The sequence below is a fragment of the Microbulbifer variabilis genome, assembly GCF_052468405.1.
This window is the reverse complement of record NZ_CP174343.1, coordinates 2,961,875-2,977,037: the sequence shown is the minus strand read 5'-3', so window position 1 is coordinate 2,977,037 and position 15,163 is coordinate 2,961,875. Positions and strand designations below refer to the sequence as shown.

Below are 15,163 nucleotides of genomic sequence, written 5' to 3'. Positions count from 1 at the left end.
GATGTGGGGTTCTTCCTGTGCGGTCTGTTTGATTTACCAGGGCTTTGGTCAAGATTTATAAGTTTTTTAAAATATATTTGGTTAACTGCCTGAATTCTTGCCTTCTGACTAACTGGTCTGCAAGCATGTCGCTCCGGGTTCTCGTTTGGCGCTTGAAGTCCTATTACCGCAATATCTTCTCCAGATAAGTTTGCCAGTCCAAAAATAGTATTCCGGCCAATAAAAATAATTTTTTGGAAGTGTGAAGTGGGGCTGGGAAAAAATATAAGGATACAACAATGACATTCTACAAACGATTGGGTGTAAGTCTCTCTCTTGCACTTGCTGGGCTCATGGCGTCAGCTTTTGCAGCAGCTGACAACTGCTATATTCTCGTCCATGGTCATGGTACCGAAGGGCATATTAAACAGCGCACTGATTCTCAAGGTAAGCTGGAACAGCCAGCCCTGGATTATTGGAGCGAGGCCTTCTTTGATAAATACAATGGTAGTAATTTTATCCAGCAGTTGCGCATGAACGGTGGCAACTACGGAGTAGTTGGATATAACTCCACCGATGAGGGTGAAATGCCCTATTGGCATGATGGTACAGCAGGTGAGATTGCCCGGCAGATCATTGATATTCGCAGTGGTAAGGGAGATGGATACCAGCATGATAATCAGTGTGAAGCCGATGATACCTTTTGGGTGATTGCTCATAGCCAGGGTGCGGCGCAAATGATGTACCTCACCGGCAATGCTGTACCCGGATCTCCTTACTACAATCGCGCTTATAACCAGTTTGACACAAATACTGTTACTGAAAGCTCAAAGGTTTGTACTGGCAGATGGTTCTGGAAGAGATGTAAAACCGAAACCAAGACCTATAACGTAGCTGGTTTAGATGACCGTTATGCGGTTGAGGTTGACTTTAATAAAGCGATTAGTGGTATTGCTGCAATTTTCACTACTGGTGGTGCTATTACCGGCACAGAATTTGTCGATCGGCTGTGTAACGGTAGTTGGATCGAAAGCGTGGTCAATGATCTGTTTATAGGTCGAGAGTGCTCAGCGGTGCGCTATCTGCAGACAAATGATGTTTATGCGGTGCGTAACTATGTAGGTACAAATTTGGCTGCACCGGTTTATACCATTGGCGGTTATGCGGGCTTTCCTGGCATTGCAACTGCAAGTTCCCTGTTGTTGGGCGGTGAAGACGACGGTTATATTAACCTGGCGTCTCAGATGAACTGTTCTGGCTCAGGGAAGCGCAACCTCTACTCAAACCTAAAAGAATACAAAACCTTCCTGGGTATCGCATACGGTAGCGCGATCTTCTCCTGTGATAATGATCACAAAGGTACTGCACGCTCTTATAACCTGGCGAGCCTCTATACTGACCATGATGCTCAGCGTAACGGCGGTATTATGGCCCCAGACTACACTGGTATCCCCGGTGGCCTGAACTGTGGTGCCGGTAAAAATACGGCTGGTCGTATTGCTGCCTGTACAGAGTAATTAGCTCATCGTTTTAAAAAGCCCGCTTTTAAGCGGGCTTTTTAGTTTGCGGGAATCACATATTTACTGCTATTAATTTTTAGCTCTAGTGATCCTCTGCCACTTGTAAATTGTTCTCTGCTTTCATACGAGATACTTCGATCTCTTCCGCAAAAATCTCATGGATGCCGAAACGGTAACTGTCAGTACTGTTTGCCGCATGGGTACCGCCCGGAATCGTTGTAAATGCAATGCGCCAGGGAGTGTTCTCTCGTTCTTTCCAGTGCTTATGCCAGGAGAGTGCATCATTGCGTAGGTTTGGCATGTCTTTAGAGCCACTGGTTACTACCAGAGTCAGATCCTCTCTTGTCGCTTGTACAGGTTCCCTATGGAAAAACTCCTGCTGTGGAAGAAAGGTGGCGTTACTAGCTATCAAGCCTTGAAATAAGTCGGGCTTAGTAAAGGCCGTGTACAGTACAAAATGCCCCCCGCGGCTTTGACCGAAGAGAACCCGTTGCTGAGGGTCTATTGCGTAGCGGCTTTCAACTGCTGGCAAGAGCTCCTGCTCTAGAAAGTTGAGAAACTGTGCTGCACCGCCGTACTTAAGTGTGTCACTGTCACTGGGTAGCGAAAAGTCAAAACTGCGATGATTGATCTCGGGTTTAAATGAGCCGTATGCAATACCTACGATAATCGCCTCGGGGGCGTAATCGTCGTAATGCATAAACAGGTGATTAGTAGCCAAAATTGGGAACAGGGAATCCCCATCGAGGAGATAAATTACCGGGTAAGTTGTATCCTCGTTTGAATTGTAGCCCTCAGGCAGGCGAGTATAGATATGGTAGGGGCGCCCAATAATCGTTGAATCCAACTTAAAGTAGTCCCCTTTCAGGGCAGGCAAAAACTCGAGTGGTTGGGAATGATTTTCAGGAGAAGAGTTACTTTGGTGGTTAGCAGGGCAGCCACTTAGCAGTCCGGTTGCTAGTAGCGTTGATAGAAAACGAATAAGGGGCTTTTTCATCGAGTCTCCTATACTAACGGTGGGATTCATTGGTTGACTAGGTCTCTACTTATATTCTCAAGTGGGGTGCTAATGAGCAATATAAAGCTTGCTTCTGGTAGAGATTTCCCTTCCATAAAGGTACAGCGACTTGGCGGAGGTGAGTTGGTGCTGGGGAAGCCCGACGGTAGTTTTCATTGGCAGATGGTAGTCGCTTACCAAGGTAAGCACTGCCCTCTTTGTACCAAGTATTTGCGTGTATTGAGTGTGCTACTACCCCGCTATCATGCGGAGGGTATTGACGTGGTTGCTGTCTCTGCCGATACCGAGGAAAAAGCTTCTCTGCATATGGAAACAATTCAGCCGGGATTTACTATCGGTTACGGTTTATCAATACCCCAAATGCAGCAGCTTGGGCTCTATATTTCAAAACCCCGCTCCCCAGAAGAAACAGACAGGTCCTTTGCTGAACCGGGTGTTTTTGTCATCAACGAATCAGGAAGGCTGCAAATAGTCGATATTTCCAATGCACCTTTTGCAAGGCCTGACTTGCAAACGCTATTGGTGGGTATCGAGTTTATTCGAAATCCTGATAATCATTACCCAATTAGGGGAACATATTAGGAGTTTTTAAATACACAGCTAATTTGGGGAGACTGCTTTTTGGATTAAAAGTTCATAGTAAAGTTAGAGGTCTTGAATTTAAGGGGGGAGGGTAGTGATGAACGCTTTGCTATCTAAAGTTAATGATTCCAAGCTTACTCTAATTGCTAGTAGAAAATTTATATTTATTGATGGCCTTAACAAAAAACTATATCTGTTTATGGTAGAGAGATTATTACTCAGTATCAATTTCTCGATAAAGCGTTGGTTACCCTACATGATTGGTGGTCTCTGGATCAGGGAGTTAATATCTATCTGCTCTCTAGAGGGGGAGTTGTGGATTTTACTTTGAATTCGGATGTCGACTTGTGGGGAGGTTTGGATGACGTAAAAGTTATCTAGCCGAATACTATTTGCTTTGCCGAATTCTTTGCGCTGGCGACTGCGCTGCTATGAGTGAGCAAAGCCGATTTTTATATCTTTCTACGCCTTTTGGTTTTTGGTGGTGTCGAAACTTATTTCATTCCTGATTTTCATTGCAGCGTCTCAAGTGAATCGTATATATAAATATCAGGCGGCGAATCTGTAAATGTCTATTTCCTAAGCAAGAAAACAGGTGTTTAGCCTGTTATCTTACTTTTATTCAATGGAATTAAGCTTCTTTGTCAGATTCTTGAAACGATAGCTTCAATATGAATGGCTCATTTAGAAGTTGTTCAGTTCTTCCCGCAGATCGACCTCTAGCTCCTCTGAGTTAGTAATCCATACGCTTTTATCCGACGCAGGAAACACACCTATTTCAATGCCGTCACCTTTTAAGCCGGAAAGCCACTTCTTTAAAAACTGTGGTAAGGGAATACTTTTAGGGGTGAGGCCTGCTTCATTCTCAGCATAGGCTTGGGCAAATTCAGCGCTTGGCCATACTGGTAGATATTCAAAGCCACCGTCTTCATCGGTGTGTATTTTAAGAAAGCAATTTTGGCTATCGATCAGTATCCAGATCTCCCGCTCTTCTCCGGCTATGCTCAGGAAATACTCATAGCGATCTTCACAGCTCAAGGTAGCAATATCGTTCAAATCAAGGGTGTTCATAGAGAATTCACAATCATAAATTTAAGACGGGCGGCTACGACAGACAGCGTCTTCTTGGGGGTTGAGTGCAGCTAGTATGAGTTATTATGCGCCAATTTTGAATCTTGTCCAAACTGTTTAACCTATTGATAGGCGTCAATGGTGATCTATAAGGGCTTTAGTGGAACATAAATCTAGTTTGAGGGAGGTAGTAAGAATAGGGACTCACTATATGCTGTATTCCCAAAGTCACTATCTATACATGGTGATTGCTATTGTTATCTGACTGTACATATCTCAAAAACAATCCTCTCGATGTTTCTCAAAGGCCTCTTGAGCACATCTTATTTGGCTTTTCCCCCTGTTTATTTAGGTTCTCCCCCCGTTCACAGCTTTCTTCTAGAACACTTTCCTTCTACCCCCTAACTTTGAGGTTTTATTTAGGTAAGGTAGTTAACATGGAAAATCAAAGACAAGTATCAAGTCATCAAAGCAAAATTAATGTACTACTAGCATTAAGCGTACTTTTTTTGGGCGGCTTAATGGGGCTTAAGAGGGATACAGTTGAGTTTGAAGAGATTTTTGTCGAGCGAATCAATATTGTAGAAAAGAACGGATTAAATCGTATGGTTCTAGCAAACTCAGATAAGGCGCCAGGGGTCGAAAGGTATGGGCGAGAGGTATTTCGATCAAAGTCCTCTAGGCCTGGGATGATTTTTTACAATGATGAGGGGACTGAAAATGGGGGATTTATATTTCGAGGAAGTCAGGACGGTGGTATAACTAACCATGGGTTACATCTATCTTTTGATAGATATAATCAAGATCAAACTCTAATGGTGCAACACATTGAAAGTTCTGATTATATGGTCACGGGCCTTACAGTAATGGACCGTCCTGATCAGGATATGGATTTTGATCTGTCTAAGGAGTTTAGTGAGGCTAAAAGGCTTGGCGATAAAGAGCGAATAGCATGGTTAACAAAGCGGTATAAAGAAGAAAAGCTTGGCGGGACTAGAAGGGCTTTTTACGGTACCCTAAATGGGGATTCGAAGCTTCAGCTAAATGATATTGATGGAAACAAACGTATTCAGCTAATGGTTACCAAAGATGGTGAGGCAAAATTAGAGTTTCTCGATGTCAATGGTCAGGTTATTATGCGTCTTCCGCAGTAAATAAATAAGTAAAGTATAAAGATGAGCAAGGCAGCCATTATTTTTTTGACGACGTGTTTCTCAATTTTGGTTGTCTTGTACTCTGCTACAATAAAAGCTACTCCGGGAAATGCCATCGTTATACATTATGATGCACCAATTTGGATTGTATTGCAGTGCTTTCTCTCTCAATGGTTATCGTTGAAAGTATATGGCACGTTAATACCAAGTAAAAAAGAGGATAATATATCCATCCAATTCTTCCTTGCAGTTTTTGTAATTAGCGGCTTTATCTACCTTTTCCTGGCAATATTTCTTACTTTGTCTTTGGAGCTGTTCTTTGGTATCCAGGAGATAGATAAAAGACATGTGTCCTTACTTGCGTTGAGTTTGATTTTTTTACATGTTTTAAATTGTGGTGCAGTTATTTCCTTTAAGCTAATTAAAGGGGTTAATGAGCAACGTCTAGATTTGGAGAGAGTGCAAAAGTTACTTTTGGAGAAGCAGCTTGAAGCCATGCAGCAGAAGCTGGATCCTCATTTCTTATTTAATAATCTTAATGTTCTGTCGGCACTTATAGGTTCCAATCCTGAGGTAGCTGATGAGTTTCTAGATAAATTTACAAATATCTATCGCTATGTCTTAGAGTGTCAAGATTTCAAAACGATAAGTCTTGATCGTGAAATTACTTTTGCAATGGATTATATGTCATTGGTGGAGCAAAGGTTTTCTCATGCGTACAAATTAGATGTTGAATGTAGAAGAAATACTTTATATCAACATGTAACTTTACCTTGCTCTCTTCAGTTGGCGCTGGAAAATGTAATCAAACATAACCAGGGGGATAGGGAGAATCCTTTATGGGTTAAAGTAATAGTGACTGATCACTGGCTTGAGGTGAGAAATAAAATAAGGCCAAAAGTTACAACGGTTCCTTCGGGAAAGTTAGGACTAATAAACCTGAGGAAAAGATCGGAGATGATCCTAGGTAGGTCAATAGAAGTCATGCAAAAGGATGGTGAATTCATGTTGCGCCTTCCACTAGCCTGTAACTAATGTAATCATTCGATGAATATTCTATTGATTGAGGATGAGCCGTTAACGGCCGAGAAACTAAAGAACTATATACTGAAGTATAACTCTCAAGCCAAAATCTTGGGTCCGTTGGATAAGGTTGAAAAGGTTCGGAGATTTTTCCTGGAGGAAATCGAGTTAGATCTTATATTCTCAGATATAGAGCTGCTCGATGGGCCGGTGTTTCACGTGTTGAGTGAGATTGATTTACCCTGCCCGGTTATATATACCACCGCCCATGATTCCTATTGGATGAATGCTTTTCAAAATATGGGAATTGAATATTTACTTAAGCCATATTCTTACAAGCGTTTTACCGGTGCTATGCTGTCTTTCGAGCAGTTAAAGAGTAGTTTTTCAGATAAAAATTATGCCAAGGAAGAGCCGGCTGGCGGCGCTGGATTTAGATATAGATTTCTATTGAGAAAGGGCAGAGGTGTAGAGGTTTTATGGGTAGAAGATATTATTTGCCTAAGGGCTGAGCAAGGAATTATTGTTGCGCACGATAAAAAAGGGATGATTCACCCGTTAGTGCAACAGTCGGTGACTGATCTTGAGTCCCAGCTGAACCCTCAAAAATTTATTCGAATCAATCGTAGCGATATTGTCAATATCCAGTATGTGCAGCGCTTTGAGGCTTACGGTAAAGACACTCTCGCCGTTCATCTCTCAGGTTTGAACGAACCTCTCATAACTAGCAAGACAAGAAGTTCTGCTTTTCGGCGCTGGCTTGATAGTTAAACTTAGGCAGAAGTATTTGTGGGGTGAATACTAGGGAGAACCTTCAGCAGGCTATTATTAGGATAAAAAAAACGGGCATCAAGCCCGTTTTCAATACTTCTCTTCCTGTGAGCGACTACTTTCTCCTTTTTTAGTAATTCGCTTACCAGGAGGCGCTTACCACTGTAGTGCGCCACCGGTTTGATATTCAATAACCCGGGTTTCGAAGAAGTTTTTCTCTTTGCGCAGGTCCATGATTTCAGACATCCACGGGAATGGATTCTGGGCACCTGGGAACTGCTCTTTCAAGCCCAGCTGGCTGAGGCGGCGGTTGGCGATAAACTGGAGGTATTCCTCCATCATGTTCGCATTCATACCGAGCACACCGCGGGGCATGGTATCGCGGGCGTAGGCGACCTCGAGTTCCATACCTTCGAGAATCATTTGGGTTACTTCCTGTTGGAATTCTGCAGTCCACAGGTGTGGGTTTTCCAGCTTGATCTGGTTGATCACGTCGATGCCGAAGTTAAGATGCATAGACTCATCACGCAGAATGTACTGGAACTGTTCGGCAACCCCCGTCATTTTGTTACGGCGACCCATAGACAGTATTTGGCTGAAACCGCAGTAGAAGAAGATGCCTTCGGTGACGGCGTAGAAGGCGATCAGGTTGCGCAGCAGCTCCTGGTCGGATTCAACAGTGCCGGTTTTGAAGTTGGGATCACCGATTGCCTGGGTATGGGAAAGGCTCCAGGCTGCTTTCTTGGCAACTGCAGGCACTTCGCGGTACATATTGAAGACTTCACCTTCATCCATGCCCAGGGACTCAACACAGTACTGGTAGGCGTGAGTGTGGATAGCTTCTTCAAAAGACTGGCGCAGCAGGTACTGGCGGCACTCCGGGTTGGTGATATGGCGGTAGATCGCCAGCACCAGATTGTTGGCAACCAGGGAGTCTGCGGTGGAAAAATAACCGAGGGAATACTCCACGATGCGACGCTCATCCTCGGTGAGACCGTTAGGGTCTTTCCACATGGACACGTCTTTGTTCATGTTGATTTCCTGGGGCATCCAGTGATTGGCACAGCCATCCAGGTACTTTTGCCAGGCCCAGTCGTATTTAAAGGGCACTAACTGGTTGAGGTCAGCGCGGCAATTGATAATACGCTTTTCATCCACCTGGATACGGGCTGCGCCCATTTCCAGTTCTTCCAGGCCGGGAGCTGGGTCCATATTGGCAACTGTTGCCCGTGCAGCTTCAACAGCTGTGGAGCCACTTTGGGCCGCAGGCGACGCCGGAGTGGCTGTGGGAGCTGTTGCTTCCGCTGTGTAAGAAGCACTGGGTTCTTGCACAGCTTTCGCCTGGGTCTCCGGCGCCGGTCGCGGTTCGGTTGCTTTCTCAGGTTGTTGGGGCTTTGTTTCGAAGTCGTCCCAGCTCAGCATAGTTGGCCCTTTTGATTGGTCTCGGTATCGAAAGTTCGATATTAATTTTCTTCAATCTTCCTGGCGCGATACTCGCAGGGAGGGGCCAGGGGTGATGTACCGGTTTTTTTCCGGCAATAATTCTTTGGAGTAGGTATTTTCTACCTGCCCGGGCACAAAATTACTGTGCCAGATCAATTACTGCTTTGCTTTTTACCCGTATTTTTCCGGGTTTTAGAGCCTGGGAAGGCTGCTTGGGCAAAGGAGTTCCGATGCTTAAAGTCGGTGTATTACAGCAATTTTGTATTTTGCACTTTGGGAAAATTCCTGTTGCTTGCAGGTCGCAGACGATCCCCGGCCCGTAACTTCTTCCGGCTTTTTGGTACCGGGCGGGCCGGGGTCGCTGCGCATGGTCATGCCCGCACGTGCGGTTACGACGCTCTCCCCCGAGAGTTAGTGCAGCCCCTTAAAAAAGGGGCAATAATTTTACTGACAGGCTTCGCAATCCGGGTCGTCCAGGGAGCAGGCCTGAGGTACCGCAGCTGGAACCGGTGCCGCCTGTTCAGCAGGCTCTGCAGCGGCCATGCCGTTACTTCCGTGTGCGCTTACCGCATTTAAGGTGCCGCTGTTTACGGTGGATTTCTCTGTGGTCGTGGCAGCCAGGGCGCGCAGGTAGTAAGTGGTTTTCAGGCCGCGGAACCACGCCATGCGATAGGTCAGATCCAGCTTCTTGCCATCGGCACCGGCAATATAAAGGTTCAGGGACTGGGCCTGGTCGATCCACTTTTGGCGACGGCTGGCGGCGTCCACAATCCAACGCGGTTCCACTTCAAACGCGGTGCGGTATTTCGCTTTCAGGTCTTCCGGTACGCGATCGATTTTCTGTACGGAACCCTCGTAGTATTTCAGGTCGTTAACCATGACCTGATCCCAAAGGCCGCGATCTTTCAGATCGTGTACCAGGTAGGGGTTCACTACGGTGAATTCGCCGGACAGATTCGATTTCACATACAGGTTTTGATAAGTCGGTTCGATCGACTGGGAAACCCCGGTGATATTGGCAATGGTCGCGGTAGGGGCGATCGCCATCACGTTGGAATTTCGCATACCCTGAGATTTTACTTTTTCGCGCAGGCCGTCCCAGTCCAGAGTGGAACTGGTGTCCTGTTCGATAAACTGCTGGCCGCGCTGCTCAGCCAGGATCTGGATAGAGTCCAGTGGTAGAACACCCTTGCTCCACAAGGAGCCTTCGTAGGTCTGGTACTTGCCGCGCTCGGCAGCCAGATCGCTGGAAGCGGAGATGGCTTCGAAACTGATCGCTTCCATGGTGTTGTCGGCGAAGGCGACGGCTTCGTCGCTGGCGTAGGCGATGCCGGCTTTGTACAGCGCATCCTGGAAGCCCATCAGGCCCATGCCTACCGGGCGGTGACGCATGTTGGACTGTCGTGCACTTTCAACCGCGTAGTAGTTGATGTCGATAACGTTATCGAGCATACGTACCGCGGTTTTTACGGTATTGGCCAGCTTGGTGCGGTCGAGTTCACCGTTCTCACCAATGTGTTGAGCCAGGTTGACGGAGCCCAGGTTACACACGGCGATTTCGTCGTCGGCCTTGGTGTTGAGAGTGATCTCGGTGCACAGGTTGGAGCTGTGTACCACACCGGCGTGCTGTTGCGGGCTGCGCAGGTTGCAGCTGTCTTTAAAGGTAATCCAGGGATGGCCGGTTTCGAACAGCATGCCCAGCATCTTGCGCCACAGGTCGAGTGCGCGGATTTTCTTGAACAGGCGCAGCTTGCCTTCGGCAGCCAGTTGTTCGTAGTGGTTGTAGCGCTCTTCGAATGCGGTGCCGAACAGGTCGTGCAGGTCCGGGCAATCCGCCGGGGAGAAGAGGGTCCATTCTTTGTCTTCGAACACGCGCTTCATAAACAGGTCGGGGACCCAGTTGGCGGTGTTCATATCGTGGGTGCGGCGGCGGTCGTCACCAGTGTTCTTGCGCAGCTCGAGGAATTCCTCGATATCCAGGTGCCAGGTTTCCAGGTAAGCACACACAGCGCCCTTGCGCTTGCCGCCCTGGTTGACTGCTACTGCGGTGTCATTGGCCACTTTCAGGAAGGGCACAACACCCTGGGACTTGCCGTTGGTGCCTTTGATATAGGAACCCAGGGAGCGCACTGGCGTCCAGTCATTGCCGAGACCGCCGGCCCACTTGGACAGCATGGCGTTATCGCGGATAGCACCGTAAATACCGTGCAGGTCGTCCGGTACCGTTGTCAGGTAGCAGGAGGACAGCTGCGGGCGCAGGGTGCCGGCGTTAAACAGGGTCGGGGTGGAGCTCATGTAGTCGAAGGAGCTCAACAGGTTGTAGAACTCTACCGCGCGCTCGTTCTTATTTTCTTCATTAATGCTGAGGCCCATGGCGACACGCATAAAGAAGATCTGCGGCAACTCAAAACGAATGTCATCGCTGTGCAGGAAGTAGCGGTCGTACAGGGTCTGCAGGCCCAGGTAGGTAAACTGGTGGTCGCGTTCGCCTTTTAAAGCTTCGCCGAGTTTTTCCAAGTCGAAGGTGGCCAGCGCCGGGTCCAGCAGGTCCAGTTCGATACCCTTTTCCACGTAGGTGGGCAGGGTGGAGGCGTAGAGCTTTTCCATCTCGTGCTGGGTGGCGCGCTCTGCAACACCAAGGAAGCGCAGGGCTTCTGAGCGCAGCTTGTCCAGCAGCAGGCTGGCAGTGGCAAAGGTGTAATTGGGCTCCTGCTCAACCAGGGTACGCGCAGTAATCACCAATGCGGTATTGATATCGTTTTCGGAAACACCGTCGTACAGGTTTTTCAGCGCTTCACTGAGGATGGCGTCGGCGTTTACATCCTTGAGGCCCTCACAGGCTTCACTGACAACAGTGCGCAGGCGCTCCATATCCAGGGGGACAAGGCTGCCATCGTCGAGTTTTACACGAATACTGGGGTGGGCATCGATAGCTTGCTCAGTTTGCTGAGCGGTTTTCACTTTCTCAGCGCGCAGACGGGCGTGCTCTTCGCGGTAAAGTACATAGTCGCGCGCAACCTTGTGCTCGCCGGCGCGCATCAGGGCCAGTTCTACCTGGTCCTGAATTTCCTCGATATGAATCGTGCCGCCAGAAGGCATGCGGCGTTTGAAGGTAGAGCTGATCTGGCCAACCAGTTCTTCAACTTGTTCGTGGACACGGCTGGACGCAGCGGCGGTGCCGCCTTCAACAGCGAGAAAGGCCTTGGTAACGGCGACGGAAATTTTACTGTCGTCGTAGGGGACAACGGTACCATTGCGCTTAATTACGCGGATTTGTCCCGGTGCAGTAGCGGCCAGAGTGGTGCCGCCAGTAGCCTGGTCGCTTGAGGTGCCCGACTTTTCCGCAGGCACGGTTTGAGAGCGCCCTGTCTCTGTGTGCATGTAAATCTCCGAAAGGTTGTTTTGTTGTCTGTCCGCGTGTGTTCACTAGAACAGCGGCCACTGGACTACGTGGCATGTGCGGAGCGGGTCCATCGCATTCAGTAATTTCTCCCACTCTGTGGGGGATACTGGAAACAGGCGGCTTGATGACCGGCGCACAGTTAAGGTCTGCCGGCTGCTGCCTGCGGCGGATAATTCCTTTCCGCCCGCTTACCTCTGATTCTGCTTTGAAAAAAGCAGCGTCTGACGCCCACCGCCAAAAAGTGTGGCAAGGCGCCGGAATTTGCCCCTTGAATTGGGGATGCCCTTAGCCCTCTACCCCAATATATAGGGGTACGGCCTCGAGTGCGCTACAAGATAATGCGGTAGGCGGGTCAGTTCAAGGCGAATAACTTTGTAGTTGTTTGTGGATAAATTGTGGGTAGGCTGGTTGAGTCAGTAGCCACTTCCGCGGCAGAGCCCGCCATAGCTGGGCTGCATGGGATTAGGCACTTCGGGAGTGGGTTAAATACAAGCTCTTACAATTTTTTTTAATAGCGAAGGCGTTCTAAATTAACAACGGCAATAACCATTTTTATATGACCGTAATTTGAGCAAATTGGTACTAAGATGATCAACTTTGTGGCGTGAATTTAATGTTGGCGCGGGCTTGTTTATTAGGTATGCATTGGTGAATATTTATCTAAATAATGAATTTAGTGTCACAAGTGTGAGCAGCTAGATGAATTATGCGTTACGTGACAGGGACCGAGATAAAGTGGCTGGGCATTTCCGGTCGATTGGTGGCAGTGGATGGTTGTTCAAGGTGGCCGGTATTGCGAAATGATGCGCAACCGGCCGGCGCAAAAAATACTCAGGCGCTGTACTCCTGAAGAAACTCCATCAATGCTTTCTGTGCATGTAAGCGATTCTCTGCTTCGTCCCAGACAACGGAGATGCTTTCATCTTCCAGCAGCTCGGCACTTACTTCCTCGCCGCGATGGGCAGGCAGGCAGTGCATAAAAACTGCGTTGCTTTTGGCGTAGCTCATCAGTTCATGGTTTACCTGGAAGTTGTCAAAAGCCTTGGTGCGTACCTGCTGTTCCGTTTCCTGTCCCATCGAGGCCCAGACATCAGTGCTAACCCAATCGGCTGTACGCACCGCCTCTACAGGGTTGTGCACAACTTTTACCCGGTCGCCAGCGGCGGCGACTATTTCGGCATCCGGTTCATAGCCTTGGGGGCAGGCGATCCGCAGCTCAAAGTCGCACAGGCGAGCGGCATTGATGTAGGAGTGGCACATGTTATTGCCATCGCCTACCCAGGCTACCACCTTGCCCGAGGGGCTGCCTCGATGCTCGACAAAAGTCTGGATATCGGCGAGAAGCTGGCAGGGGTGATAACTGTCAGACAGGGCATTAATGACTGGTACCCGTGAATGGGCGGCAAAGAGCTCCAGAGTCTTATGGCCAAATGTGCGGATCATCACCATATCTACCATGCGTGAAATCACCCGCGCACTGTCCTCAATGGGTTCTCCGCGTCCAAGTTGGGTATCCCGCGGTGACAGGAATAGGGCGCTGCCGCCCATTTGCGCCATACCGGCCTCGAAGGAGACCCGTGTTCGGGTGGAAGATTTTTCAAAAATCATTCCCAGTACCTTACCCCGGAAAAGGTCAGTGGTTATGCCCTGGCTGCGCAGTGTTTTTAGCTCGATTGCGCGCTCAATAATTTGTTTTAGTTCCTCTGAGGACAGATCCATTAGGGTGAGGAAATGTCTGGTTGCCATAAGCTGCTCTCCTTAATTGGTGCTTCAGACTGCTTGCAGCGCAAATTGTTGAATCAAGGTGCTGATATCACCTGCCAACTGCTGGCACTCGGCGTCGGTGAGGGTGAGAGGTGGTAATAGTCGGAGTACATTGCCTGCTGTCACGTTAATCAGGATTCCATATGCTCGGGCCTGCTCAACCAGTTCTGAGCAAGGATGTTCCAGCTCTATACCGATCATCAGGCCGAGACCGCGAATTTCCAACACTGCAGGGCAGTCTTGCAGTTGCAGTTGCAGAGACTGCATTAGCTGTGTGCCAAGCTTTTCGGCACGTTCAAGTAACCACTCACTTTCCAGTGCTTCCAATACTGCGAGGCTGGCGCGACAAGCTAAAGGGTTACCGCCAAAGGTGGAGCCGTGACTGCCGGCGGTAAACAGGCTTGCAGCTTTCCCTCGGGCCAGGCAAGCGCCGATAGGTACCCCGTTTCCCAGTCCTTTGGCTGTGGTCAGTACGTCCGGGACTATACCCGCGTGCTGGTAGGCAAACATCCTGCCGCTACGGCCGTTGCCAGTCTGTATTTCATCCAGCATTAGCAGCCAGTCATGTTGGTCACATAGCATGCGTAGTTTTGGCAGGTAATCTGCAGCGGGTACACGGATTCCGCCCTCGCCCTGAATCGGCTCCACCAGCACGGCGACGATATCGTCATACTGTTCGGCCAGGTGTGTAACTGCGTCAATATTATTAAACGGGACCCTTAAAAAACCCTCTGGCAGGGGGGCAAAACCCTGTTGGACTTTTTCATTGCCTGTTGCTGTGAGGGTCGCGAGGGTACGGCCGTGGAAAGCCCCCTCCATCACAATAATGCGCGGTGTTGATAGTCCGCGTTCGTTGCCAAGTTTACGCGCTAACTTGATTGCGGCCTCGTTGGCCTCCGCCCCGGAGTTGGAAAAGAATACGTTGTCCATGCCCGACATATATACCAGTCGATCGGCCAGCTGCTGCTGTGCCGGAATGTTATATAGGTTGGAGACGTGCAACAGGGTATTGGCCTGGTCCTGAATGGCCTCGGTTACCTTAGGATGGCAGTGTCCCAAGCCGCATACGGCGATGCCGGAAATAGCGTCCAGGTATCGTCGACCCTCGTTATCCCACACATAGTTGCCTTCCCCCCTGACCAGTGTCAGGGTTCTCTCGCCATAGTTGTCCATCAGTGTGGGGGTGCTCACTGCGGGTTCTCCTTAATTCCAGGTCATCGGCTTCAAAATCTTTGCCGCAGAAAATTTTGTATTGGTGTGTTCATTCCGCATCTATTACGGATTTGACAATACTACCACAAGCTTTGTGTCGCGTGTGCTATCCATTTGAGATAGCCAAGCGGGCGATATTTCAGGCAAGACATGGCGTTTTTTTGCTTCGAGCTGGGCTATGGGTACTTATTCCTCCCTGCGCTGGGGTACAATACCGGCCCGT

The 15,163-nt window shown here is 48.7% G+C and carries 11 protein-coding genes; 5 read left to right on the top strand and 6 right to left on the bottom strand.

Features of this window, described 5'->3' with window-relative positions; translation table 11 throughout:
• The first annotated feature begins 278 nt into the window (after positions 1-278).
• Entirely contained in the window at positions 279-1,496 is a 1,218-nt protein-coding gene (locus ACJJJB_RS13650) for a hypothetical protein (protein WP_282952711.1), read from the top strand.
• Between the two features lie 85 nt (positions 1,497-1,581).
• Here ACJJJB_RS13650 and ACJJJB_RS13645 read toward each other — a convergent pair whose 3' ends face one another.
• Complete coding sequence (locus ACJJJB_RS13645) at positions 1,582-2,496, bottom strand: alpha/beta hydrolase (RefSeq protein WP_444946296.1); 915 nt, start codon at positions 2,494-2,496, stop codon at positions 1,582-1,584.
• A gap of 72 nt (positions 2,497-2,568) precedes the next feature.
• Between ACJJJB_RS13645 and ACJJJB_RS13640 the strand changes: the two genes are divergently transcribed.
• On the top strand, positions 2,569-3,099 hold the full coding sequence (locus tag ACJJJB_RS13640) for a redoxin domain-containing protein (protein ID WP_445365048.1): 531 nt from the start codon (positions 2,569-2,571) through the stop codon (positions 3,097-3,099).
• A gap of 684 nt (positions 3,100-3,783) precedes the next feature.
• On the opposite strand, the gene ACJJJB_RS13635 is transcribed toward ACJJJB_RS13640, so the two are convergent.
• Complete coding sequence (locus ACJJJB_RS13635; RefSeq protein WP_445365047.1) at positions 3,784-4,170, bottom strand: DUF2750 domain-containing protein; 387 nt, start codon at positions 4,168-4,170, stop codon at positions 3,784-3,786.
• A gap of 437 nt (positions 4,171-4,607) precedes the next feature.
• Here ACJJJB_RS13635 and ACJJJB_RS13630 point away from each other — a divergent pair, with 437 nt between their 5' ends.
• Genes ACJJJB_RS13630 through ACJJJB_RS13620 form a run of 3 tightly spaced genes read left to right on the top strand, consistent with a single transcriptional unit; the run spans position 4,608 to position 7,118 of the window.
• Positions 4,608-5,324 (top strand): hypothetical protein, encoded by a 717-nt coding sequence (locus tag ACJJJB_RS13630; protein WP_020412711.1) that lies wholly within the window; start codon positions 4,608-4,610, stop codon positions 5,322-5,324.
• Between the two features lie 21 nt (positions 5,325-5,345).
• Positions 5,346-6,359, top strand: coding sequence for a sensor histidine kinase (locus tag ACJJJB_RS13625; RefSeq protein WP_020412712.1), 1,014 nt, complete (start codon positions 5,346-5,348; stop codon positions 6,357-6,359).
• 12 nt (positions 6,360-6,371) lie between these two features.
• Positions 6,372-7,118: a LytR/AlgR family response regulator transcription factor gene (locus ACJJJB_RS13620; protein ID WP_282952715.1), complete on the top strand. Its 747-nt coding sequence runs from the start codon at positions 6,372-6,374 to the stop codon at positions 7,116-7,118.
• A 156-nt stretch (positions 7,119-7,274) separates the two neighbouring features.
• Here the strand turns inward: ACJJJB_RS13620 and ACJJJB_RS13615 are convergent, their stop codons facing one another.
• The 4 genes from ACJJJB_RS13615 to ACJJJB_RS13600 all read right to left on the bottom strand — a co-directional run bounded on the left by ACJJJB_RS13615 (position 7,275) and on the right by ACJJJB_RS13600 (position 14,919).
• Entirely contained in the window at positions 7,275-8,540 is a 1,266-nt protein-coding gene (locus ACJJJB_RS13615; protein WP_020412714.1) for a ribonucleotide-diphosphate reductase subunit beta, read from the bottom strand.
• A 465-nt stretch (positions 8,541-9,005) separates the two neighbouring features.
• Positions 9,006-11,942 carry a ribonucleoside-diphosphate reductase subunit alpha gene (locus ACJJJB_RS13610; RefSeq protein WP_020412716.1) on the bottom strand — a complete coding sequence of 979 codons (2,937 nt, stop codon included), beginning with the start codon at positions 11,940-11,942 and terminating at the stop codon, positions 9,006-9,008.
• A gap of 853 nt (positions 11,943-12,795) precedes the next feature.
• Positions 12,796-13,710 (bottom strand): ornithine carbamoyltransferase, encoded by a 915-nt coding sequence (gene argF, locus ACJJJB_RS13605; RefSeq protein WP_020412717.1) that lies wholly within the window; start codon positions 13,708-13,710, stop codon positions 12,796-12,798.
• A 24-nt stretch (positions 13,711-13,734) separates the two neighbouring features.
• A complete protein-coding gene (locus tag ACJJJB_RS13600; RefSeq protein ID WP_020412718.1) occupies positions 13,735-14,919 on the bottom strand; it encodes an aspartate aminotransferase family protein in 1,185 nt (394 codons plus the stop codon).
• Positions 14,920-15,163: the final 244 nt, after the last annotated feature.

Coding starts and splice junctions, on each gene's coding strand:
- ACJJJB_RS13610 (WP_020412716.1), bottom strand. CDS start 11,942: ATGCACACAGAGACAGGGCGCTCTCAAACCGTGCCTGCGGAAAAGTCG.
- ACJJJB_RS13640 (WP_445365048.1), top strand. CDS start 2,569: ATGAGCAATATAAAGCTTGCTTCTGGTAGAGATTTCCCTTCCATAAAG.
- ACJJJB_RS13635 (WP_445365047.1), bottom strand. CDS start 4,170: ATGAACACCCTTGATTTGAACGATATTGCTACCTTGAGCTGTGAAGAT.
- ACJJJB_RS13615 (WP_020412714.1), bottom strand. CDS start 8,540: ATGCTGAGCTGGGACGACTTCGAAACAAAGCCCCAACAACCTGAGAAA.
- ACJJJB_RS13645 (WP_444946296.1), bottom strand. CDS start 2,496: ATGAAAAAGCCCCTTATTCGTTTTCTATCAACGCTACTAGCAACCGGA.
- ACJJJB_RS13650 (WP_282952711.1), top strand. CDS start 279: ATGACATTCTACAAACGATTGGGTGTAAGTCTCTCTCTTGCACTTGCT.
- ACJJJB_RS13620 (WP_282952715.1), top strand. CDS start 6,372: ATGAATATTCTATTGATTGAGGATGAGCCGTTAACGGCCGAGAAACTA.
- ACJJJB_RS13630 (WP_020412711.1), top strand. CDS start 4,608: ATGGAAAATCAAAGACAAGTATCAAGTCATCAAAGCAAAATTAATGTA.
- argF (WP_020412717.1), bottom strand. CDS start 13,710: ATGGCAACCAGACATTTCCTCACCCTAATGGATCTGTCCTCAGAGGAA.
- ACJJJB_RS13625 (WP_020412712.1), top strand. CDS start 5,346: ATGAGCAAGGCAGCCATTATTTTTTTGACGACGTGTTTCTCAATTTTG.